This is a genomic window from Bacteroides sp. K03 (assembly GCF_019734355.1).
GTDB classification, from domain to species: Bacteria; Bacteroidota; Bacteroidia; order Bacteroidales; family Bacteroidaceae; genus Bacteroides; species Bacteroides nordii.
In genome coordinates this window covers 42,917-62,902 of record NZ_JAASHC010000025.1, presented here as the reverse complement: position 1 = coordinate 62,902, position 19,986 = coordinate 42,917, and the positions used below count along the sequence as shown (strand labels likewise).

General features: G+C 39.4%; 16 protein-coding genes and 1 pseudogene. 10 read left to right on the top strand and 7 right to left on the bottom strand.

Features of this window, described 5'->3' with window-relative positions:
- Nucleotides 1-3,129, bottom strand: a complete 3,129-nt coding sequence (locus HCG69_RS15570) for a TonB-dependent receptor (RefSeq protein ID WP_025866993.1) — start codon at nucleotides 3,127-3,129, stop codon at nucleotides 1-3.
- A 658-nt stretch (nucleotides 3,130-3,787) separates the two neighbouring features.
- Between HCG69_RS15570 and HCG69_RS15565 the strand changes: the two genes are divergently transcribed.
- Nucleotides 3,788-4,660 (top strand): aldose 1-epimerase family protein, encoded by an 873-nt coding sequence (locus HCG69_RS15565; protein ID WP_221650801.1) that lies wholly within the window; start codon nucleotides 3,788-3,790, stop codon nucleotides 4,658-4,660.
- A gap of 29 nt (nucleotides 4,661-4,689) precedes the next feature.
- Here the strand turns inward: HCG69_RS15565 and HCG69_RS15560 are convergent, their stop codons facing one another.
- The gene (locus HCG69_RS15560) at nucleotides 4,690-5,535 is read right to left on the bottom strand and encodes a patatin family protein (protein ID WP_221650818.1); all 846 of its coding nucleotides are present in this window, start codon (nucleotides 5,533-5,535) and stop codon (nucleotides 4,690-4,692) included.
- A 263-nt stretch (nucleotides 5,536-5,798) separates the two neighbouring features.
- On the opposite strand from HCG69_RS15560, the gene HCG69_RS15555 reads away from it, so the two are divergent.
- Nucleotides 5,799-6,983 carry an aminopeptidase C gene (locus tag HCG69_RS15555; protein WP_221650800.1) on the top strand — a complete coding sequence of 395 codons (1,185 nt, stop codon included), beginning with the start codon at nucleotides 5,799-5,801 and terminating at the stop codon, nucleotides 6,981-6,983.
- Between the two features lie 3 nt (nucleotides 6,984-6,986).
- Here the strand turns inward: HCG69_RS15555 and HCG69_RS15550 are convergent.
- Nucleotides 6,987-7,199: pseudogene (locus tag HCG69_RS15550) on the bottom strand (LytR/AlgR family response regulator transcription factor); the annotation flags it as partial.
- A 103-nt stretch (nucleotides 7,200-7,302) separates the two neighbouring features.
- The gene (locus HCG69_RS15545; RefSeq protein ID WP_221650799.1) at nucleotides 7,303-7,440 is read right to left on the bottom strand and encodes a hypothetical protein; all 138 of its coding nucleotides are present in this window, start codon (nucleotides 7,438-7,440) and stop codon (nucleotides 7,303-7,305) included.
- Between the two features lie 282 nt (nucleotides 7,441-7,722).
- Here HCG69_RS15545 and HCG69_RS15540 point away from each other — a divergent pair, with 282 nt between their 5' ends.
- The 8 genes from HCG69_RS15540 (at nucleotide 7,723) to HCG69_RS15505 (ending at nucleotide 16,639) form a co-directional block, all read left to right on the top strand.
- A complete protein-coding gene (locus HCG69_RS15540; RefSeq protein WP_221650798.1) occupies nucleotides 7,723-8,403 on the top strand; it encodes a transporter in 681 nt (226 codons plus the stop codon).
- Nucleotides 8,404-8,434: 31 nt separating this feature from the next.
- Nucleotides 8,435-8,749: a TIGR04076 family protein gene (locus tag HCG69_RS15535; protein ID WP_221650797.1), complete on the top strand. Its 315-nt coding sequence runs from the start codon at nucleotides 8,435-8,437 to the stop codon at nucleotides 8,747-8,749.
- Nucleotides 8,750-8,994: 245 nt separating this feature from the next.
- Complete coding sequence (locus tag HCG69_RS15530) at nucleotides 8,995-10,089, top strand: hypothetical protein (protein ID WP_221650796.1); 1,095 nt, start codon at nucleotides 8,995-8,997, stop codon at nucleotides 10,087-10,089.
- A 217-nt stretch (nucleotides 10,090-10,306) separates the two neighbouring features.
- On the top strand, nucleotides 10,307-11,179 hold the full coding sequence (locus HCG69_RS15525) for an electron transfer flavoprotein subunit beta/FixA family protein (protein ID WP_221650795.1): 873 nt from the start codon (nucleotides 10,307-10,309) through the stop codon (nucleotides 11,177-11,179).
- A gap of 69 nt (nucleotides 11,180-11,248) precedes the next feature.
- Nucleotides 11,249-12,268 carry an electron transfer flavoprotein subunit alpha/FixB family protein gene (locus HCG69_RS15520; RefSeq protein WP_002560946.1) on the top strand — a complete coding sequence of 340 codons (1,020 nt, stop codon included), beginning with the start codon at nucleotides 11,249-11,251 and terminating at the stop codon, nucleotides 12,266-12,268.
- Nucleotides 12,269-12,285: 17 nt separating this feature from the next.
- Nucleotides 12,286-13,116, top strand: a complete 831-nt coding sequence (locus tag HCG69_RS15515; RefSeq protein WP_221650794.1) for an energy transducer TonB — start codon at nucleotides 12,286-12,288, stop codon at nucleotides 13,114-13,116.
- Between the two features lie 122 nt (nucleotides 13,117-13,238).
- Complete coding sequence (locus HCG69_RS15510; RefSeq protein WP_221650793.1) at nucleotides 13,239-14,945, top strand: acyl-CoA dehydrogenase family protein; 1,707 nt, start codon at nucleotides 13,239-13,241, stop codon at nucleotides 14,943-14,945.
- A gap of 296 nt (nucleotides 14,946-15,241) precedes the next feature.
- The gene (locus HCG69_RS15505; protein WP_255586120.1) at nucleotides 15,242-16,639 is read left to right on the top strand and encodes a rhomboid family intramembrane serine protease; all 1,398 of its coding nucleotides are present in this window, start codon (nucleotides 15,242-15,244) and stop codon (nucleotides 16,637-16,639) included.
- Between the two features lie 110 nt (nucleotides 16,640-16,749).
- On the opposite strand, the gene HCG69_RS15500 is transcribed toward HCG69_RS15505, so the two are convergent.
- From HCG69_RS15500 to HCG69_RS15490, 3 genes are all read right to left on the bottom strand, one after another.
- Nucleotides 16,750-17,064: a chaperone modulator CbpM gene (locus HCG69_RS15500; RefSeq protein WP_221650792.1), complete on the bottom strand. Its 315-nt coding sequence runs from the start codon at nucleotides 17,062-17,064 to the stop codon at nucleotides 16,750-16,752.
- Between the two features lie 14 nt (nucleotides 17,065-17,078).
- Nucleotides 17,079-18,017, bottom strand: coding sequence for a DnaJ C-terminal domain-containing protein (locus HCG69_RS15495; RefSeq protein WP_002560941.1), 939 nt, complete (start codon nucleotides 18,015-18,017; stop codon nucleotides 17,079-17,081).
- A 101-nt stretch (nucleotides 18,018-18,118) separates the two neighbouring features.
- Nucleotides 18,119-19,738, bottom strand: a complete 1,620-nt coding sequence (locus HCG69_RS15490; protein ID WP_221650791.1) for an ATP-binding protein — start codon at nucleotides 19,736-19,738, stop codon at nucleotides 18,119-18,121.
- Between the last annotated feature and the right edge of the window lie 248 nt (nucleotides 19,739-19,986).

Below are 19,986 nucleotides of genomic sequence, written 5' to 3'. Positions count from 1 at the left end.
TCAAAAACCAATATTCACTCCTACGGTAAACGTGGTCGGTATCGGATAACCGAACCCTGCATTTTCCGGATCTACCCCGGAGAAGTTTTTACTTTTAATAGTAAACAGATTCTGTCCACTAACGTAAATACGGAATTTTTCAATAAATGCTTTCTCGCTGATTTTACGTGGTAATGTATATCCTAATTGTAAATTCCGTAATTTCAGGAAAGAACCATTCTCTATAAAATAGGTGGATAAACGCCCTTCATCATTCTCATTTAGAGCCGTGATAGCAGGAATATCCGAATTTGGATTACTTGGGCTCCAGGCATTTAATAAACGTGTACCTTTATTGGAACGAACATCATTGATACTCCAGAAATCAGTTTCACTTTTCACTGCATACGTATTCACATCAATGCCATTTACTCCATAAAAGAATGCACTTAAATCAAAGTTCTTGTAACTCAGCTCAATGTTCAAACCATACATAAAATCAGGATGAGGTGAGCCAATCCAGGTGCGATCATCATCATCGATTTTTCCATCATCATTCAAGTCACGATAGCGAATGCGTCCCAAATCTTCTCCGCCATTCTGTGTTGCATGGTCGGCAATATCTTCTTCTGTGCGAAATAATCCATCAGCAATATAACCATAAAACGAATTGATGGGGCGTCCCAGAATATTATCTCCCTTACCGTTTCCGCCATAAGAGTTTTCTACATCGGACGGCAACTTGGTCACTTTATTACGATAACCGGATATATTACCGGAAATATCATAAGAGAGTCCGAAAGGTGTTTGATCACGATAACCTAAGCTCACTTCAAAACCTTTGTTTTCCATTGAAGCACCATTGTACCAACAATAACCTCCTTCACCTATGATGCCTAAATAAGGGGGTTGTACCAAAATGTCTTTTGTTTTCTTGATATAATATTCAGCAGTACCATATAACTTCTGATCAAAGAAGCCAAAATCGAGACCAATATTGGTTTGAGTCGTTGTCTCCCATTTCAAATCAGGATTACCTTGTTGCACTTTCTTATAACCGGAAGGAAGTGAAGTACCGCCTTTTCCTGTCAAGTCATAAGAAGTACCATTCAAAGAAGTCCAGGTAGGATCTCCCATACCATAGTCAGTAACATAAAGTGTATGTACAGCAGTATTGGCCGTTTCCTGATTACCTGTTTGTCCCCATCCGAAGCGTAATTTCAAATCAGACAACCACTCTCTTGTTTTCTCCATATATGCTTCCTCACTGATTCGATAACCCAAAGAGAATGCCGGGAAAGTACCGAAACGATTATTTTTTCCGAAACGTGAAGAGCCATCATAACGAAGTGTTACAGAAGCAAGATAACGATTATCATATGCGTAATTGGCTTTACCAAAATAAGATAATAAAGCATAACTGGTAGCGCCACCTGTCACTTTGGATGTTCCAATTCCCATATCAGGCCACATCTGTTCCGGAGTTTCTACCAGAAAACCATCTTTATATGCAGAGAAATTAATCTGCTCCTCTTTATACATCTCCAAACCTGCCAATACATCAAAATTATGTACACCTATTTGTTTTGCATAACTGGCTGTATTACTCCAGGTCCATTTAGTTGTATAAGTTCCCCCCAAAGTAACAGAACTCAAATCATTATTCAACGTACCAGTTTTATAACTATGCACCATGTTACGCTTATAATAATTTGTATAATCAAGTCCGAAACTACTCCGGAGATTCAATCCTTTCAGGGGTTGCAGATTAATATAAGCATTGCCGAACAAACGCCAGTATGCATATTTATTATCCTTATTATCATACAATAGACGAGCAGGATTATGACGGTCATTCATACCGGTTGTAGGGCCTCCCCAACCTTTGCCGTCTACTGTGTGTACAGGAATCAGAGGCAATGCTTTCAATGCCATGTCCAAAATATTATCATCCGGAATCTGTACTTCTGATGTACGATTTACAGAAAAGTTTTCGCCAATAGTCAACACATCTTTAATAATATGGTAAGATGCATTCATACGAGCTGAAAAACGATCAAAAGAAGTATACTTCAATGTACCATCATTGCTCAGATACCCCAGGGAGAAAAAGTAATCCCCTCTTTCACTTCCATTACTCACCGAAAGATTATATGATTGCAATAATCCTTTTTGAGACACTGCATCAAACCAATCCGTATCAGAAGTAAGCATTGTTTTATCCGTATCCAAATACTTTGGTAAATACATATCATATAAGGCAGCTTCTCCATTATCATCGTATCCCCATTTATAAGTATATCCAATGTTATTTTTATTGGGATCTTCTGAGCTATTTACCGTAGCCTGCCACAATGCCTGTCCGTACTCTTTCGCATTCATTACTTCCAGCTTGTTATTATAAAAAGTCTGGGTAACATAGGCATCGAAATTCAGTTTAATTTTACCCTCTTTCCCTTTCTTGGTCGTAACAATAATGACCCCGTTAGCTGCGCGGGAGCCATAAATACTCGCTGCGGAAGCATCCTTCAATACCTGAATATTCTCAATATCATTTGAGTTCAATTCATGCATTCCACCACGGGTAGGCACACCGTCAATAACAAAAAGAGGATCATTATTATTTAATGTACCAATACCTCTGATACGAACGGTAGCAGCTCCACTTGGGTTACCATTTGCAGTAATTTCCATACCCGGTACACGCCCTTGTAAACCCTTTAAAGGATTGTTCTCCGCAGATTTCATCATATCATCAACCGAAACAACTGTTACAGAACCTGTCAGATCTGATTTCTTCTGAGTAGAATAACCCGTCACTACAATCTGATCCAACTGATAATGATCTGGTTGTAATACTATATCTACTTTATCACCCGCATTAACCCGTTTCTCTTGTTTAATCATCCCGACCATTGAAAAAACCAATGTAGAATTCGGGCTCTTTAAATGAATAGAAAAGTTTCCATCAATATCAGTTATAGTACCATTTGTCGTTCCCTTTTCGAGAACGTTAACACCCGGCAAAGCTTCTTTATCCTCAAATAGTATTACCTTCCCTGTCACAACCTGTGCAATAGATAAAATAGGGAAAAGTAACAAAAGAAAGATTACCATGCTTCGCTTTGTTCTAAAGATAAGTCTCTTCATGTTTTTTGATAGATTTAAAATACACATTAATAAAAAATATCATTTTCTAAGAATAAAAATATAAGTTACCCATCAGAACGAAATACTCACTCTCTTATTTTCTCAGGAAGGAAAGAGAGGTTTCATCAATACCTGAAAATAGATACACTTTACTTCAAAACAGTTATCAGGCAGTCCTACTGCCTATTTTCAAAATTGTTTCGCTATTAATAAGATGCAAAAAAAGAAGTGCAAAGATTATGCAATTCTGAAATACATGTTTACTCTCATTCATAATATTAAAATTTAAGAAATAAAAAAATAAAGTTGTTCTTAATAGAAATCCTATGGCAAAGATATTGCGGAAAACATAAAATAACATGCCACATTTGTTTCATACTATATCAATATTGATACATGGAGCCGTAAACAAAGGACTTTTAAAGTTAAAAGGTAGAATTTATAATTCATGGGAAGTAACCAACCAATAAAAGATATAAAATACAAACTAGTTCCGGCAACACTTTAGCAATCGTATGAACAGAATATATATACTAAAATAATTCCAATCAGTTATTATACAGAATATGCAATAGAGATTATCAGATTAAATAATAAATATGCTACATTTGAAGGATAAATAACAGATAGCATTAAATATAATAAAGATCAGATAATCATGAAAACAATATCCAACTCACAACTTTCCATTCAGGTATCCTCTCACGGAGCCGAATTATGCAGCATTATATCTAACGGAAAAGAATATCTATGGCAAGCTGACCCTACCTTTTGGAAACGGCATTCGCCCGTGTTATTTCCCATCGTAGGCAGTGTATGGGATAATGAATATCACCACGAAGGTGTAACTTATCATCTTACCCAACATGGATTTGCCCGCGACATGGATTTTGAACTTATACTTGAACAACCTGACGAAGTGCGTTACCGACTAATAGATAATGAAGATACGCGAAAGAAATACCCTTTTCCTTTCTACCTCGAAATAGGATATCGTATACAAGGAAAACAAATTGACGTATTATGGACGGTGAAAAATACGGGAGATAAAGATATGTACTTCCAGATAGGCGCTCATCCGGCATTCTATTTCCCGGAATTTAACGAGTCCAATGCCGAACGCGGATTCTTTGAATTTGATAAAAAGGAAGGAATAAAATACATTCTTATCTCCGAAAAAGGTTGTGCAGACCCTAATAAAGAGTATTTGTTGGAGCTCCCGTCAGACGGACTACTGCCAATAGATACACATACCTTTGACAAAGATGCTCTGATAATAGAAAATAGCCAGATAAAAGAAGTAATTCTCTGTACCAAAGAAAAGAAACCTTATTTAAGCCTGCGCTTCACAGCTCCAGTAGTAGGTCTTTGGTCACCACCAACCAAGAATGCACCATTTGTTTGTATCGAACCATGGTATGGGCGCTGCGACCGTGCACACTACACCGGAGAATACAAAGACAAGGACTGGATGCAACACCTGGCAGCAGGCGAAAAATTTCAAGGAGGATATTCTATAATAATCGCCTAATCGTTCATTTTGAGTTACCGGTTAGTTTATTAAAGGGTAATATCCTCAAACATGTGTTTAGCACAGGCATAACCTTCTTCATAGAATTCGGTCAGTTTGTGAATGTCTTTTTCGATGCGGTCCACCATTACAGGTTTAACGGGACGGATAACAGTTATCCGTCCCTCATCCTCCATACGTTCCACCATTTCGAGCTGTGCATTATAAACAGCACAACGGCAACTCAGGGCTTCACGCATTTTGGGATATTTACGATAAACAAATGAAGGGATTTTAATATCTTTATTCTCTTTCCGGTAACCACGATTACGAGTTAAAACCACTACATTGTTAGGGTATCCATCCGTAATAGCACGTTGCAAAGGAATGCTATCAACAATACCACCATCTAACATCGGGACACTATCTACATAGGCTATCGGACAAACAAATGGCAAACTACTTGAAGCTCTTACAATATCAATCACCCGATTCTTATCGCTTTTCTCTTCAAAATAATTAGCTTCTCCGGTCAGGCAATTTGTAGTCACCATCACAAAACGTTCGGAAGAAGAAAAGTAAGCATCATAATCATAAGGCAGGATATGCTCGGGAAACTCAGTAAACAAAAGATCAAAATCCATAATATTTCGTTTCTTGAGTAAATGACGCAGACCAATGTAATGGTACTTCTCCAACAGATCGATGTTACTGTATTTTGCGCGTCCACGCTGACGAGACATATAAGAGAGCCCATTACATGCTCCGGCAGAAACACCGATTGTATATGGAAAACGAATATCACGGTCCATCAGATAATCAAGTACACCACAAGTAAATACTCCCCGCATACCTCCACCTTCAAGCACCAGTCCGGTCTGATTGTCAAGAGTCATAGTTCTTTTCTTTTTGCAAAGATAATGCAAACCGGAAGCAGAATAAAATGAACTCATTCATTTTTTTATGCCAAAGTGCAATTTATATTTGCTTCTCGATCAAAAAAACAAATGAACAAGATTCGCCAATGAATCTAATGAAATTAATGTATCTCCCCAACAAGATCAGAACACCAATACCGGGCAAAACTGCAATAATTATTTCCTTTTTCAAAGTTATTCGTGTATCTTTGTCGCATAAATATAATAAAAACAACATAATAATGAAAAAGACAATTCTTATTGCGGCAGCACTCTGTATTTGCAGTATGAGCATGAAAGCTCAGGACACAAAAGAAGAAGGCTTCGTTTTCACTACAGTTAAGGAAAATCCGATTACATCTATCAAAAATCAGAACCGTTCGAGTACGTGCTGGAGCTTCTCTGCCCTTGGTTTTCTTGAATCAGAATTGCTCCGGATGGGCAAAGGAGAATATGATTTCTCTGAAATGTTCGTGGTTCATCATACAATGGTAGACCGTGCACGCAATTATGTTCGCTATCATGGTGACAGTTCCTTTTCACCAGGCGGAAGTTTCTATGATATCATGTACTGTCTGAAGAATTACGGCCTTGTACCACAAGAAGCTATGCCAGGAATTATGTATGGTGACTCACTGCCGGTACACAATGAGCTGGATGCCGTAGCAGGTGCTTATGTAGATGCTATCGCCAAGGGAAAACTAACCAAACTGACTCCGGTATGGCAAAAAGGTATCAGTGCCATCTACGATACATACCTGGGACAGTGTCCGGAAAAGTTTACTTATAAAGGAAAAGAATACACTCCGCAGACTTTTGCACAATCATTAGGTATAAATCCGGATGACTATGTATCTTTGACTTCATATACACACCATCCTTTCTATAGCCAGTTCTCTATCGAAATTCAGGACAATTGGCGCAATGGTTTATCATGGAACCTTCCGTTGGATGAATTTATGGCAGTAATGGATAATGCAGTAAAGAAAGGGTATACTTTTGCATGGGGAAGTGATGTGAGCGAACAAGGTTTTACCCGTGATGGTATCGCCGTTATGCCGGATGCAGCAAAAGGTGCTGAGCTGACAGGTTCTGATATGGCTCGCTGGACAGGACTTACTGCTGCCGATAAGCGTAAGGAACTGACTGCACGTCCTCTGCCGGAAATGAATGTAACCCAGGAAATGCGTCAGCAAGCATTTGACAACTGGGAAACAACAGATGACCATGGTATGGTAATCTACGGTATTGCCAAAGATCAGAATGGCAAAGAATACTTTATGGTAAAGAACTCTTGGGGCCCGAGCGGAAAATACAAAGGAATATGGTATGCTTCCAAAGCATTCGTTGCTTACAAAACAATGAATATTCTGGTGCACAAAGATGCTCTTCCCAAAGAAATTGCGAAAAAGTTAGGTATCAAATAAGAACTACATTAGTTTTTCAATATACTCCGTAAAACGCTCTTTATAGCTTTCACCTACCGGTATGTAGGTATTCCTATCAAAGATGATACGCAAACGGGAAATTTCTGTAATCTTGCGGAAATTAACAATATAAGAACGGTGTACCCGCATAAACAATTGTGCGGGAAGCCGTTCTTCCAGTTTCTGGAGGCTCATAAGAGTTACCACCGATTTCTCACAAAATATGAATAATATAAAAATAAGCCCTTTATCTGCCTCCTGCAAAGAGAATAGACAAAGGGCCTGTTTTTATCGCTAATCAGATGTTTTCTTACCAACCCTAACCACCGTGTCCACCACCTCCATGATTGCCACCTCCGCCACCAGAAACAGAAGCACCCGAATAAATAGTATAATTTAGGAAATAGGAAGAAGCTTTAGAAAAAGAATCAATGAACAGGCGTTTTTTATCTGCCAATCTTTATAATACTCTGAAGTACTTGGCAATCAAGCAATAAAAAAGTACGTACTTTTACCATACAAAAGTACGTATTTAATACACTGTTAATATGCATTTTAAGTAATAGTTAAAATACTAAGTTCAGAATCATGAAAAAGCATGTTTTTTATTCAGTCAATCTTTGATTGTCTTTCTCGAAAAGCGAAGCTAAGCTGCACCTTGGCATAAAAAATGAACAAGTTCTTTTTATTCTGCTCTCGGTTTGCATTATCTTTGCAACTTAAAAAAACAACCAACAGGATGAAAAAACGAATCATATTTTTATTATTATTCCTTTGCCCTTTCATAATGCAGGCACAAGAAGTTTTTGTCAACGCCGACTTCGTTAGCAATTATATATGGCGGGGTATGAAATGCGGCAATGCCTCCGTACAACCTACCTTAGGAATAAGCTTGGGAGATTTCACTCTTTCGGCATGGGGATCTACTGAATTTCGCAATGAAAATAACGAGATAGATCTTACATTAGAATACGAATTCAAAGGATTAACTCTGAATGTCACCAATTATTTCGAACAAAGCGAAGAAGAACCCTTTGACTATTTCAACTATTCGGCACACAACAGTGGCCATACATTTGAATTTGGGGCAGCATATACTATCAGTGAGAAGTTTCCTCTGACTGCTGCCTGGTACACAACTTTTGCCGGTAACGATTATCGTGAAAACGATAAACGTGCCTGGTCCAGTTATTGTGAACTCTCCTATCCTTTTAATGTAAAGGGAGTTGACCTTGCCATCGAAGCCGGATTCACTCCCTGGGAGGGTATGTACGCTGACAAGTTTAATGTGGTCAATATAGGTTTATCAGCTACCAAAGAACTAAAATTCACCAAGAGCTTCTCACTTCCTATCTCTGGCAAGTTCATAGTAAATCCACACGAAAACCAGGTATATTTTGTATTTGGAATAAGTTTATAATATCACTTTAACCTCCCCCAATAATATAATTATGAAAAAATGTAAGATTACCGTTATGCGAATAGCTTGTTATCAAGATTTGATGGAGAAGTATGAAAATCCGATGGAACATGCTTGTGATATGAAAGAGGGACAAATTTTTATAGCTAATGGTTGGGAGAAACCCAAAGGGATGTGTGATAGTGCCTGGGAGAGTATGTCACCTTTTGTGATGACTTTGGCACATGGCGGCAGCAATTTATACAATGGCTGGATGAAAAATGAAAAGTCTGCCATGATATCGTGCAATGACGGCTTTCGTCCGGTTAGTTTTTTGATTGAAACCATGGAAGAAGATGCAGACTGAAATACGCGCTAAAAATTCTTTCAATTCTTAAAACGATACGACGTCAATTTGTTACGTTACAGCGTTGCCCAAATCTACCACAATACATTACTTTAAAGGAAATAGCATCTCTTCCTGGGGTAACACCCGAAGCCATTAACCATCTACGAAGAAAATTACAGAAAGAACGAAAGTATTGAATTACTTCAAGACTTTTTCATTTGATATTCTTAACTTTGTACCGTTATATATACGAGCATATAATCATGAGAACAAAAAACAAACTAAACCTGTCATTAGGTAGTCTACTACTATCCCTATTTGTTGTTTTTAGTACAAGTTGTAGCAAAAATAGTGATGATAATAATCCTGAGTATCATTTGGAACTCTCTAAGAGTTCCTGCGAAGTGATGCAGGGACGCAGTGTTATCGTAGACCTGACTGCCCATGAAAACACTACGTTAGATGTTAAAAATTCAGACCTGATTGACGTCCTTTATACTTGGGAATTTGGCAGTTATAAAGCTAAAATAGAAATTAAAGGCAAACAGAAAGGCGAAACTGACATAGTAGTCATCGACCATGAAACGAGACAAACGGCTACAATAAAGGTGAAAGTGACAGAATATCCAATGCCTCTTCTTGCCGTCGAGCAACAGAAAGGAAACATTTTTGATATGATGAACTTTTATCTCTATAATAAAAATTCGCAGTCAATCAATTCCAGTGAACTTTCTGCTATATGCGATTCAATCGTTTGGACGGTAGATGGTCTGAATGGTAGTTTTCAAGTGTTTGAACACAAAGAAGGAGAAGATTGGATGGATAGTCATCTGACTTTGAAGTGGGGGCACTGCTTCAAGTATCCCAGTGAATATAAAACTTACCTGACTGCATGGAAAGACAATAAGACAATTTTCCGTCATCAGCTCGATATCTCCATCACCGATAACAAAGATTTTCTGGTTTATAATTGGAGTGACATCACTAAAGATTCTCAAGCCTGGTATTCTTATGCAGATGTACTGAATAGCAGTCCCGATTTGATGACCACATACGGCCTTAGCGGTACTGTCCCATTTGCTGAAGTAAGGCTTTTTCATAACGACATTACTCAAAGTTACCATGTTCTTTATGATTATTTCTGCAAGCTCTATTCAGCTCCAACGTATGAGGATAAAACTGATAAGATGTGGCAACTGTATGACAAATTGTTCTCTGAACAAAAGAAAGATGGTTATCCTGTTGCCATTTGGGTGACAGAACATGCCAATATTATTTTATTGTTGTTGGATGAAGCTATGGAATATCCCGGATATGTGGTTTATGCGGAACCCAACATATTGGATTCGCTATCTTAATCTTAACAAAGAATGAAGAGCGGAAATCTACATCCTCCCTCCTGATCTTTTGCTCAAAAACTTTAAACCTGTGCATTTTCTTAATGGTTTTCTTGTCAGAACCAACTGTTTCCGTAAATTTGCACGCTGATAGTTAACCGGATAGTTTGATAGCAAGATTCTTACTACTGACTACTGGCTACTAACTTGTAGAAATACTAATACTAAAATTAATAGCATGAGTTTGAAAATTGTTGTATTGGCAAAACAAGTTCCCGACACACGTAACGTTGGGAAAGATGCCATGAAAGCCGACGGAACTATTAACCGTGCGGCACTCCCTGCCATCTTCAATCCCGAAGATCTGAATGCTCTTGAGCAAGCTCTCCGATTGAAAGATGCCCATCCAGGCTCAACCGTTACCATCCTTACCATGGGACCGGGCCGTGCAGCCGATATTATTCGTGAAGGACTTTTCCGTGGTGCCGATAACGGTTATTTGTTGACTGACCGTGCTTTTGCCGGTGCCGATACATTGGCTACATCGTACGCTTTGGCTACAGCCATCAAGAAAATAGGTAAGTGTGACATCATCATCGGCGGTCGTCAGGCCATCGACGGAGATACTGCACAAGTAGGCCCGCAAGTAGCAGAGAAGTTAGGTCTGACTCAGATCACATATGCCGAAGAAATCCTAAAAGTAGCTGACGGACACATTACTGTGAAACGTCATATTGACGGAGGTATCGAAACTGTAGAAGGTCCGTTACCCATTGTGATCACTGTAAACGGAAGTGCAGCTCCCTGCCGTCCACGCAATGCGAAACTCGTACAGAAGTACAAACACGCTAAAACTGTTACTGAAAAGCAACAGGGTAATCTGGATTACACCGACCTGTATGACAACCGTGACTACCTGAATTTAGCAGAATGGAGTGTAGCCGATGTGAACGGAGATCTTGCACAGTGCGGTCTTAGCGGTTCACCTACAAAAGTTAAGTCCATCCAGAACATTGTGTTCCAGGCAAAAGAGAGTAAAACCATCAGTGGCAGTGACCATGATGTAGAGAATCTGATTGTTGAACTGTTAGCTAACCATACCATTGGCTAAGGAGTATGAATACAGTAATAGCATTCCTATGCTTACTACTATATTCTAACTACTAACTACTTAAAAGATATGAATAACTTATTTGTATATTGCGAAATAGAAGAAGGTATCGTCGCAGACGTAAGCCTCGAACTTCTGACCAAAGGCCGCTCGTTAGCTAACGAATTGAATTGCGCACTCGAAGCTGTAGTTGCCGGAACCGGTCTCAAAGATATTGAAAAACAAATCCTGCCATACGGAGTAGATAAACTCCACATATTTGATGGTAAAGGACTTTACCCTTATACTTCCCTCCCACATACCTCTATCCTGGTAAATCTGTTTAAAGAAGAGCAGCCGCAAATCTGCCTGATGGGTGCTACCGTTATCGGTCGTGACCTTGGTCCGCGTGTATCTTCTGCACTGACCAGCGGACTTACTGCTGATTGTACTTCACTTGAAATCGGTGACCATGAGGATAAGAAAGAAGGAAAGACTTACAAAAACCTGTTGTATCAGATTCGTCCGGCTTTTGGTGGTAACATTGTAGCTACAATTGTGAATCCGGAACACCGTCCGCAAATGGCTACCGTTCGCGAAGGTGTGATGAAAAAAGCAATTCTTTCTGCTGATTACAAAGGAGAAGTAATCCGTCATGACGTAAAAAAATACGTTGCCGATACGGATTATGTAGTAAAAGTGATTGAACGTCACGTAGAAAAAGCTAAAAACAATCTGAAAGGTTCGCCCATCATCATCGCCGGTGGCTATGGAGTAGGTTCTAAAGAGAACTTCAACTTATTGTTCGATCTTGCAAAAGTATTGAATGCTGAGGTAGGTGCCAGCCGTGCTGCAGTAGACGCAGGTTTTATCGATCACGACCGTCAAATTGGTCAGACCGGTGTGACAGTCCGTCCAAAACTTTACATCGCTTGCGGTATCTCCGGACAAATCCAGCACATTGCCGGTATGCAGGAAAGCGGTATTATTATCTCTATCAATAACGATCCGGAAGCTCCGATCAATACGATTGCCGATTATGTAATCAACGGTTCTATCGAAGAGGTTGTGCCGAAGATGATAAAGTATTATAAACAAAATTCCAAATAACCAAAAACAGGGGTAATATGAAAGGTGTATTTCTGACTATCATAGCAGTACTACTATTTACAGGTAGCAGTACGCTTTCAGCCCAAAAAACAGTTTATGTGGATAAATACTTCCAATGGACTACCGATAAGGAGAAAGCTGTAGAATATGCAGTGATCTCCAAAGCTAAAAAGAAGCAAACAAAAGTAGAATTCTACACACTTGATGGCAGGCTTAAAGGAATAGGTCACTATTCTGCTTACACAAAAGAGCTGAAAAACAGAGTGAGAAACGGAGTCTGCACTTTTTTGTATGCCAATGGCAAAGACAGTCTGGTAAACATCTATAAGGAGAATCGTCTGGAAGGTCAAAGCATAGCTTATTATCCGGAAGGAAATACAAAACTGATTATTACTTACAAAGATGGAAAGATGGAAGGAAAATTGGTAGGATACTATCCGGATGGGAAGCTACGCAGAGAAGAATCATATCTGAACGACAAATGTACAGATGGAAAGCTTCTGGCTGCCGACGGCAGTGAATTACCGTTTGAGCCTTACTTTGTAGCACCGGAATTTCCCGGAGGTATAGATGCACTGGCCAAACTGTTAAAGGACAACTTAGCGTACCCGCTTGATGCTGTCAGAGCCAAAACAGAGGGAAGAGTTATTCTCCGGATTGTGATTGACGAAAAGGGGCATATGACGGCTCCCCGATTAATTTCGGGTGTCGATCCTTTGCTTGACAAAGAAGCAATGCGCATTGTCGAAGCTATCGGCCGTACTCATACATGGACTCCCGGCAAGATAGATGGAGAAGCAAAACGCATCAGCTATACATTACCAATTAATTTTCATTTACCTTCATAAATTGGAATTTAGAATCTGGTAGTTAGTAGCCAGAATCTTTTCGGCATAGCAATACTGGTAGCTGCATCGATTTAAACTACTAAATACTTACTACTAATTACTTATTATAAATTATTATTAAAATGGCCAATTTTTATTTAGATACTCCCGAATTAAAACATCATCTCAGCCATCCGCTGATGAAGAGAATTGTTGAGCTAAAAGAGCGTAATTACGCTGATAAAGATAATTTCGACTATGCTCCGATAGATTTTGAAGATGCAATGGACAGCTATGACAAAGTGCTGGAAATTGTAGGTGAAATCTGTGGCGACGTCATTGCTCCCAATGCCGAAAACGTTGATCACGAAGGCCCGGTATGTGCCAATAACCGTGTAACGTATGCCAGTGGTACAGCAGCCAATCTGGAAGCCTGCCGTAAAGCGGGATTGATGGGTATGGCTATGCCACGCCGTTTTGGTGGACTGAATTTCCCGATTACTCCGTACATCATGGCTGCCGATATCGTAAGCCGCAGTGATGCCGGTTTCGAGAATCTTTGGGGATTGCAGGATTGTGCTGAAACGATCTATGAATTTGCAAACGAAGATCAGAAGAAACGTTATATCACCCGTGTCTGCGAAGGTGAAACCATGTCTATGGACCTGACTGAACCGGATGCTGGTTCCGACCTGCAGGCTGTAATGTTAAAAGCAACCTACAGCGAAAAAGACCAATGCTGGTATCTGAACGGTGTAAAACGTTTTATCACTAATGGTGATTCCGATATCCACCTCGTATTGGCTCGCTCGGAAGAGGGAACACATGATGGTCGTGGTTTATCCATGTTCATCTACGACAAACGTAATGGTGGAGTGAATGTTCGTCGTATTGAAAACAAGATGGGTATCAAAGGATCTCCTACCTGCGAACTTGTATACAAAAATGCTAAGGCTGAACTTTGTGGTGACCGCAAATTAGGTCTTATCAAATATGTAATGGCACTGATGAACGGTGCACGTTTGGGTATCGCTGCTCAGTCTGTAGGAATCTCACAAGCTGCTTACAATGAAGCGCTGGCTTATGCACAGGACCGCAAACAATTTGGTAAAGCAATTATCGAATTCCCTGCCGTAGCCGAAATCCTTTCATTGATGAAAGCCAAACTGGACGCTTCACGTACACTATTATACGAGACTGCCCGCTTCGTTGACGTTTACAAGGCATTGGACGATATAGCCAAAGAACGTAAACTGACTCCGGAAGAACGTGCTGAGCAAAAGACTTTTGCTAAACTGGCAGACGCCTTCACACCACTGGGCAAAGGTATGGGTAGTGAATTTGCCAATCAGAATGCTTATGACTGTATCCAGATACATGGGGGATCGGGCTTTATGAAAGATTATGCCTGCGAACGTATTTATCGTGATGCACGTATCACTTCTATCTATGAAGGAACTACTCAATTACAGGTAGTAGCCGCTATCCGTTACGTTACTACCGGTGCCTACCTCAATCGTATCAAAGAGTATGAGAATATGCCGGTAGCTCCCGAAATGGAAGGTTTGCACAACCGCCTGAAAACAATGGCAAGTAAATATGCCGCTTGTGTTGCTCAGATTACAGAGGCTAAAGATCAGGAGTTGCTCGACTTCTGTGCACGTCGTCTGGTAGAAATGGCTGCTCACATCATTATGGGACACTTGCTCGTACAGGATGCTTCAAAGAATGCCGAACTTTTCGGAACATCTGCACAAGTATATGTACGTTATGCTGAAAGTGAAGTAGAAAAGCATATTAACTTTATTCGTAAATTCGATAAAGACGATTTGGCTTACTACAGAAAATAAACAGCAATCAAATTAAGAATAAGGAAGGTGTGTCAAAAGTCTGAGAAAGCTATCAATATGTAACTTTAGAAACGCAGATTAACACAAATGACCGCGGATTTAATTTAATCTTTGCGTTAATTAGCGTTAATCTGCGTTTTAATGATGGTTAATTTTACTTTATTGACACACCCTCCTTTTTATACCCAACCTACCCTACCATAAAAGTAATAAATATATCACTTCCATAATCTTTACTTTTCAGGTTTATTCCGTATTTTTGCGTAATAATAATTAACTCCACACATCACATAGCAATGAATTTTGACCAACAAGAAGAACAACTGATTCAATCCGACGACGTCAACGAAGAAAAGAAAGAACGAAATTCAATGTTTCTCCCACACAAAGGTTTTATAGCTACTCCCATTCTACTGGGTATTAATGTGCTTGTTTTTATTCTTATGACTCTCTCCGGTGTCAACCTGTTTGAACCTAAAACTCTTGAACTACTACAATGGGGAGCCGATTTCGGACCACTTACACTAACCGGCAGCTGGTGGCGTACACTTACTTGCAATTTTATACATATAGGCATCGTTCATATTCTGATGAATATGTATGCGTTGGTTTACATCGGTGTGCTGCTCGAACCGATACTCGGAACACGACGTATGTTTGCCGCTTACTTATTAACAGGACTTTGCTCCGCAGTGTCCAGCCTCTTCTGGCATGCCGAAACAATAAGTGCCGGAGCCTCCGGAGCGATATTCGGTCTATATGGAATATTTCTGGCATTTCTTTGTTTCCATCATATAGAGAAAGCACAACGTAATGCATTACTTTCAAGTATATTGATTTTCGTTGGTTACAATCTGATATATGGATTAAAAGAAGGTATAGATAATGCCGCCCATATAGGAGGATTAATCAGTGGATTCATTTTAGGTTTCGTCTATGTAATGGCACTCAATGAAAAGAAACCAGAGTTACAAAAAGGCTATACGATGGGAGGAGAAGCCGGAATCTTATTGATATACCTTATAGGACTTCTGGCCCTCAGTAAAAATGTTCCCTCCGACTATCAGGATATGCGTCACGAATGGGATAGCGGACTCGTACAAGCCTATCTTGCCGGTGAACCCAATGAATCGGAGGAGTATGAAAATCAGAAAGAACAACCCATAAGCAAACCTATCACCACCAAAGATCAACTACCACCTTACACTCCTTTTACCGCTTCAGATACGTGGTTAAACTTCAGCAGTGAAAAGGCAGGCATACAGCTCCGTTATCCTTCCAACTGGCAGACGGCAGAAACTACCCGCCAGGGCGATAAAACAATATTACTTCAACAACGTTGGACCAATGCTGCCAATCACCTTATAATCACTGTTTCACAATACGATACAGACGAAATATACGAATACAATAAAAAATTATCTCTCAGTATTCCACGAAATGCCCAAAATGAGCCATCAGAAAATTATAAGCGTAGTACACTTACAATCAATGGTTTGAATTTCATAAAAACTGACAATATGCAGCATTTAGGTGCACCCGACGAAGAAGGTTATGAAATACTGCAAACTGTTCTTTATTATTTCTCTCCTGAAAAGAAAACAATATATGCGTTCGTTATGATGATTAATGATGAAGCTGCCCAACAGGATTTAGACGATATGCTTGAAAACGTTCAGTTTACACACCCATAAATATGAGTTCCGGTTATATAAAAACAAAAGCTCCGTTCAAATAAGACGGAGCTTTTGCTTTATATAACCGGCAGAAATTTAGTCCATATTGAACTAATCGCCAATTTTCATTACCATTCTACTTCTTCCAGGCCATGCCTTCTATATACCAAAAGCTGGCTTTGAAGCGAATTGATTTCTTTACGCATACTCTCCATCCTTTCCAATAGATGATGAATGGCATCAATACCTTCCATATTGATAGACAGGTCATAATACATACGACTGTAACGTTCCACTTCCGGAAGCTGTGATGCAAGCAGATAGTGTTCACCACCTTCGATATGTACCTCAATCAATCCTCCCTCCTGCAATAACTCTATAAAGGAGGGCTCAATATGGCATTTGTGACAGTATTCACTGACTATAATTAATTCGGTCTGCATAGTGCTGATTTTTTTTAGTTCATACTCTGTAATTCCCGGAACAATTCTTTCTGCCTATCTGTCAGATTGGTAGGCACTTTGACATTATAGGTCACTATCAAATCGCCAAATTGTCCTTCCTTTTTATAAACAGGAAAACCTTTCCCCTTCAACCGTACCTTCGTACCATTCTGTGTTTCAGGTTTCACCTTTAGTTTCACTTTACTGTTCAGTGTATCAACCTCCTGTTCACCTCCCAATACAGCCGTATAAAGATTCAGCGGAACATCGATATAAAGATCATCGCCTAAACGTTTGAACACAGAATCTTCAGGAATCACAAACGTGATATACAAATCTCCGGCAGGGCCACCATTAACGCCTTCACCACCATACCCTTTCAGTTTGATAACCTGTCCATTGGCTACACCAGCAGGAATAGTGATACGTACATTCTTACCATTCACCGTCAATACCTGTTTATGAGTCTCTGCAGCGTCACGAAGAGAGAGATGAAGTTCTGCGTTAAAATCTTGCCCACGGAATCCCGCACTACTACGGCCGCCTCTACCACGCCCGCCAAACATGGACTCAAAGAAATCAGAGAACCCTTCCCCTCCTGTTCCGGAAAATCCCTGACCATCCGATGAATACCAATACGCATTATCATCACCTCCTCCAAAGCCGGAGAATCCACCACTGCCACCAGCCTGTTGCCGAGCACGTTTCTGAGCTTCAAATTCATCAGCATGCTTCCAGTGTTCACCGTATTCATCGTATTTCTTACGCTTCTCCGGGTCACTCAACACCTCATTTGCCTCATTGATCTCCTGAAACTTATCCTTTGCACCTGGATTGTTTGGGTTCAAATCCGGATGATACTGGCGGGCTAACTTACGAAAAGCCTTCTTAATATCACTTTGAGAAGCACTTTTGTCTACTCCAAGAATTTTATAATAATCTATATAAGCCATGCTTTTATATATTTAAACGTTCTACTACTTTAAACGTTTACAAATAACACGCCAACACAGCATTTGGATTCATTTTTTAATAAATCTTCAGACTCTACTCTTTATGAAACAAAAATAACCGGAATACGAAACCAGAAACAGGCTCCCTCTCCTTCTTTAGAATCAACGCCAATAGCCCCTCCTAAACGTTCTACAATGACCCGACAAATTGCCAGTCCCAATCCGGTTCCCTTTACAAAAGCATTTAGTTTCACAAAACGTTCAAAAACCTGCTCCAGTTTATCCGCAGCAATACCCATACCGGTATCCTTACAAAAGAAATATATTTCATCCTTTGTTTCACTTATACGGTATCCGATAGAGATGCTACCCCGTTCAGTGAACTTCATAGCATTACTCATTAAGTTAATCATCACCTGAGACAAACGTACCCTGTCTGTATTAATCACACAAGCAGGTGCTTTCTCTATAAAAGAGATCTGCACTTCCGGAGAGTGATCTTTCTGCTCCATCTGATGGCATATATTACCCATTAGTTCATTGACGTCAGTAACGGAATAGGAAAAATCCATTGTACCTGCTTCAATTTTCGATAGATCCAGAATATCATCAATAAGTTGCAGTAACAGTTCGTTGTTTGCAATAATAATCTTCATATACTCCTGTTTCTCTACCGGATCATCTACCTGGCAAATCATATCAGAGAACCCCACAATCGCATTAAGAGGAGTACGTATTTCATGACTCATATTAGCCAGAAAAGCGGATTTTAACCTATTAGATTCCTCTGCTTTATCTTTCGCCTCCCGCAAGTCTTGTTCTATCTTCAGCTTTTCTGTAATATCTTCAAAACGCAATAATCCGCCTATCACCTCTTTTCCCCCCGTAGCATATACAGGAGTAGCCGTCACTTCAAAATCAACCTTATCGATGCGAATGGTATGACGAACAATTATCCCCTGTTCTATGGCCTCCTTAAATGCACAATGTTCACAAGGCTTATCTCTCAGGGCACTGGTTTGATAACAAATTAATCCCGGAGTATAATGTCTACCCGATACCAAACTCTTAATATGCGTTGTCTCCTCCCACTGCACTCTATAAGTTTTATCAATATAGATCAGTCCAAAATCAATACTCTTTAGTGCAAGGCTCTGCTTTTTAATCGCTTCTTCTAACTCTTCTTTAGCTGCAGTAATCTCCCTTTCATATTTTTTCAACTGACTGACGTCCCAACGAGCTACTAACAACCATTTACCTAATGTTTCCCAGGAAAGAATCGATTTCATTACAATTGTGTCATGTATTACACCATCTGTAGTTGAATACCGCTCTTCAGACCGATAAGGTTTTCCTATTCTGACTAACTCTTCATCAATGCTCCGATAATGTCGCCCTCTCTCCTCCCCATAAATATCATAATCATTGTGCCCTATCGCTTTCTCACGTTTTATCCCCGATTGTACCTCCGATTCTTTATTCCAATAAGCATAACAAAACTCATTCTGGATATCTTTTACCATGATAGGAAAAGGAAGGTTATCTAATATATCAGACAGAAAATGACGATAATCCCTGTTTCTTGTAACAATTTTCTTCAAATGATGAAGTCGGTACAATAAATAAAATATGATCATAAATAATATAACCAATAAAACGAAAAGCCATAAATAACTGTTTATAAGTCCATTGCCAGGGACTAATAGTAGATTGTTTGCCATAAGTTTGTACCTTGATATTTAAAAGGGTAAATATATAAATAAGTTTAGAAAAAACGCTAATATTTAATCTCTTCTTTTGTGGACATCTTAAAATTTACATCCTTTAAACCAACAATTAAACGAAGTACCAACCTCCTTATTATTACAATAATAATTGTTTTTTAGTATATCTCAATTTACACTTTTATCCTATTTATGTTCATAAATTACCTCAAAATCCAACGCGTACTTAATTCTAAAAATAAACC

Coding starts and splice junctions, on each gene's coding strand:
- HCG69_RS15570 (WP_025866993.1), bottom strand. CDS start 3,129: ATGAAGAGACTTATCTTTAGAACAAAGCGAAGCATGGTAATCTTTCTT.
- HCG69_RS15565 (WP_221650801.1), top strand. CDS start 3,788: ATGAAAACAATATCCAACTCACAACTTTCCATTCAGGTATCCTCTCAC.
- HCG69_RS15560 (WP_221650818.1), bottom strand. CDS start 5,535: ATGACTCTTGACAATCAGACCGGACTGGTGCTTGAAGGTGGAGGTATG.
- HCG69_RS15555 (WP_221650800.1), top strand. CDS start 5,799: ATGAAAAAGACAATTCTTATTGCGGCAGCACTCTGTATTTGCAGTATG.
- HCG69_RS15540 (WP_221650798.1), top strand. CDS start 7,723: ATGAAAAAACGAATCATATTTTTATTATTATTCCTTTGCCCTTTCATA.
- HCG69_RS15535 (WP_221650797.1), top strand. CDS start 8,435: ATGAAAAAATGTAAGATTACCGTTATGCGAATAGCTTGTTATCAAGAT.
- HCG69_RS15530 (WP_221650796.1), top strand. CDS start 8,995: ATGAGAACAAAAAACAAACTAAACCTGTCATTAGGTAGTCTACTACTA.
- HCG69_RS15525 (WP_221650795.1), top strand. CDS start 10,307: ATGAGTTTGAAAATTGTTGTATTGGCAAAACAAGTTCCCGACACACGT.
- HCG69_RS15520 (WP_002560946.1), top strand. CDS start 11,249: ATGAATAACTTATTTGTATATTGCGAAATAGAAGAAGGTATCGTCGCA.
- HCG69_RS15515 (WP_221650794.1), top strand. CDS start 12,286: ATGAAAGGTGTATTTCTGACTATCATAGCAGTACTACTATTTACAGGT.
- HCG69_RS15510 (WP_221650793.1), top strand. CDS start 13,239: ATGGCCAATTTTTATTTAGATACTCCCGAATTAAAACATCATCTCAGC.
- HCG69_RS15505 (WP_255586120.1), top strand. CDS start 15,242: ATGAATTTTGACCAACAAGAAGAACAACTGATTCAATCCGACGACGTC.
- HCG69_RS15500 (WP_221650792.1), bottom strand. CDS start 17,064: ATGCAGACCGAATTAATTATAGTCAGTGAATACTGTCACAAATGCCAT.
- HCG69_RS15495 (WP_002560941.1), bottom strand. CDS start 18,017: ATGGCTTATATAGATTATTATAAAATTCTTGGAGTAGACAAAAGTGCT.
- HCG69_RS15490 (WP_221650791.1), bottom strand. CDS start 19,738: ATGGCAAACAATCTACTATTAGTCCCTGGCAATGGACTTATAAACAGT.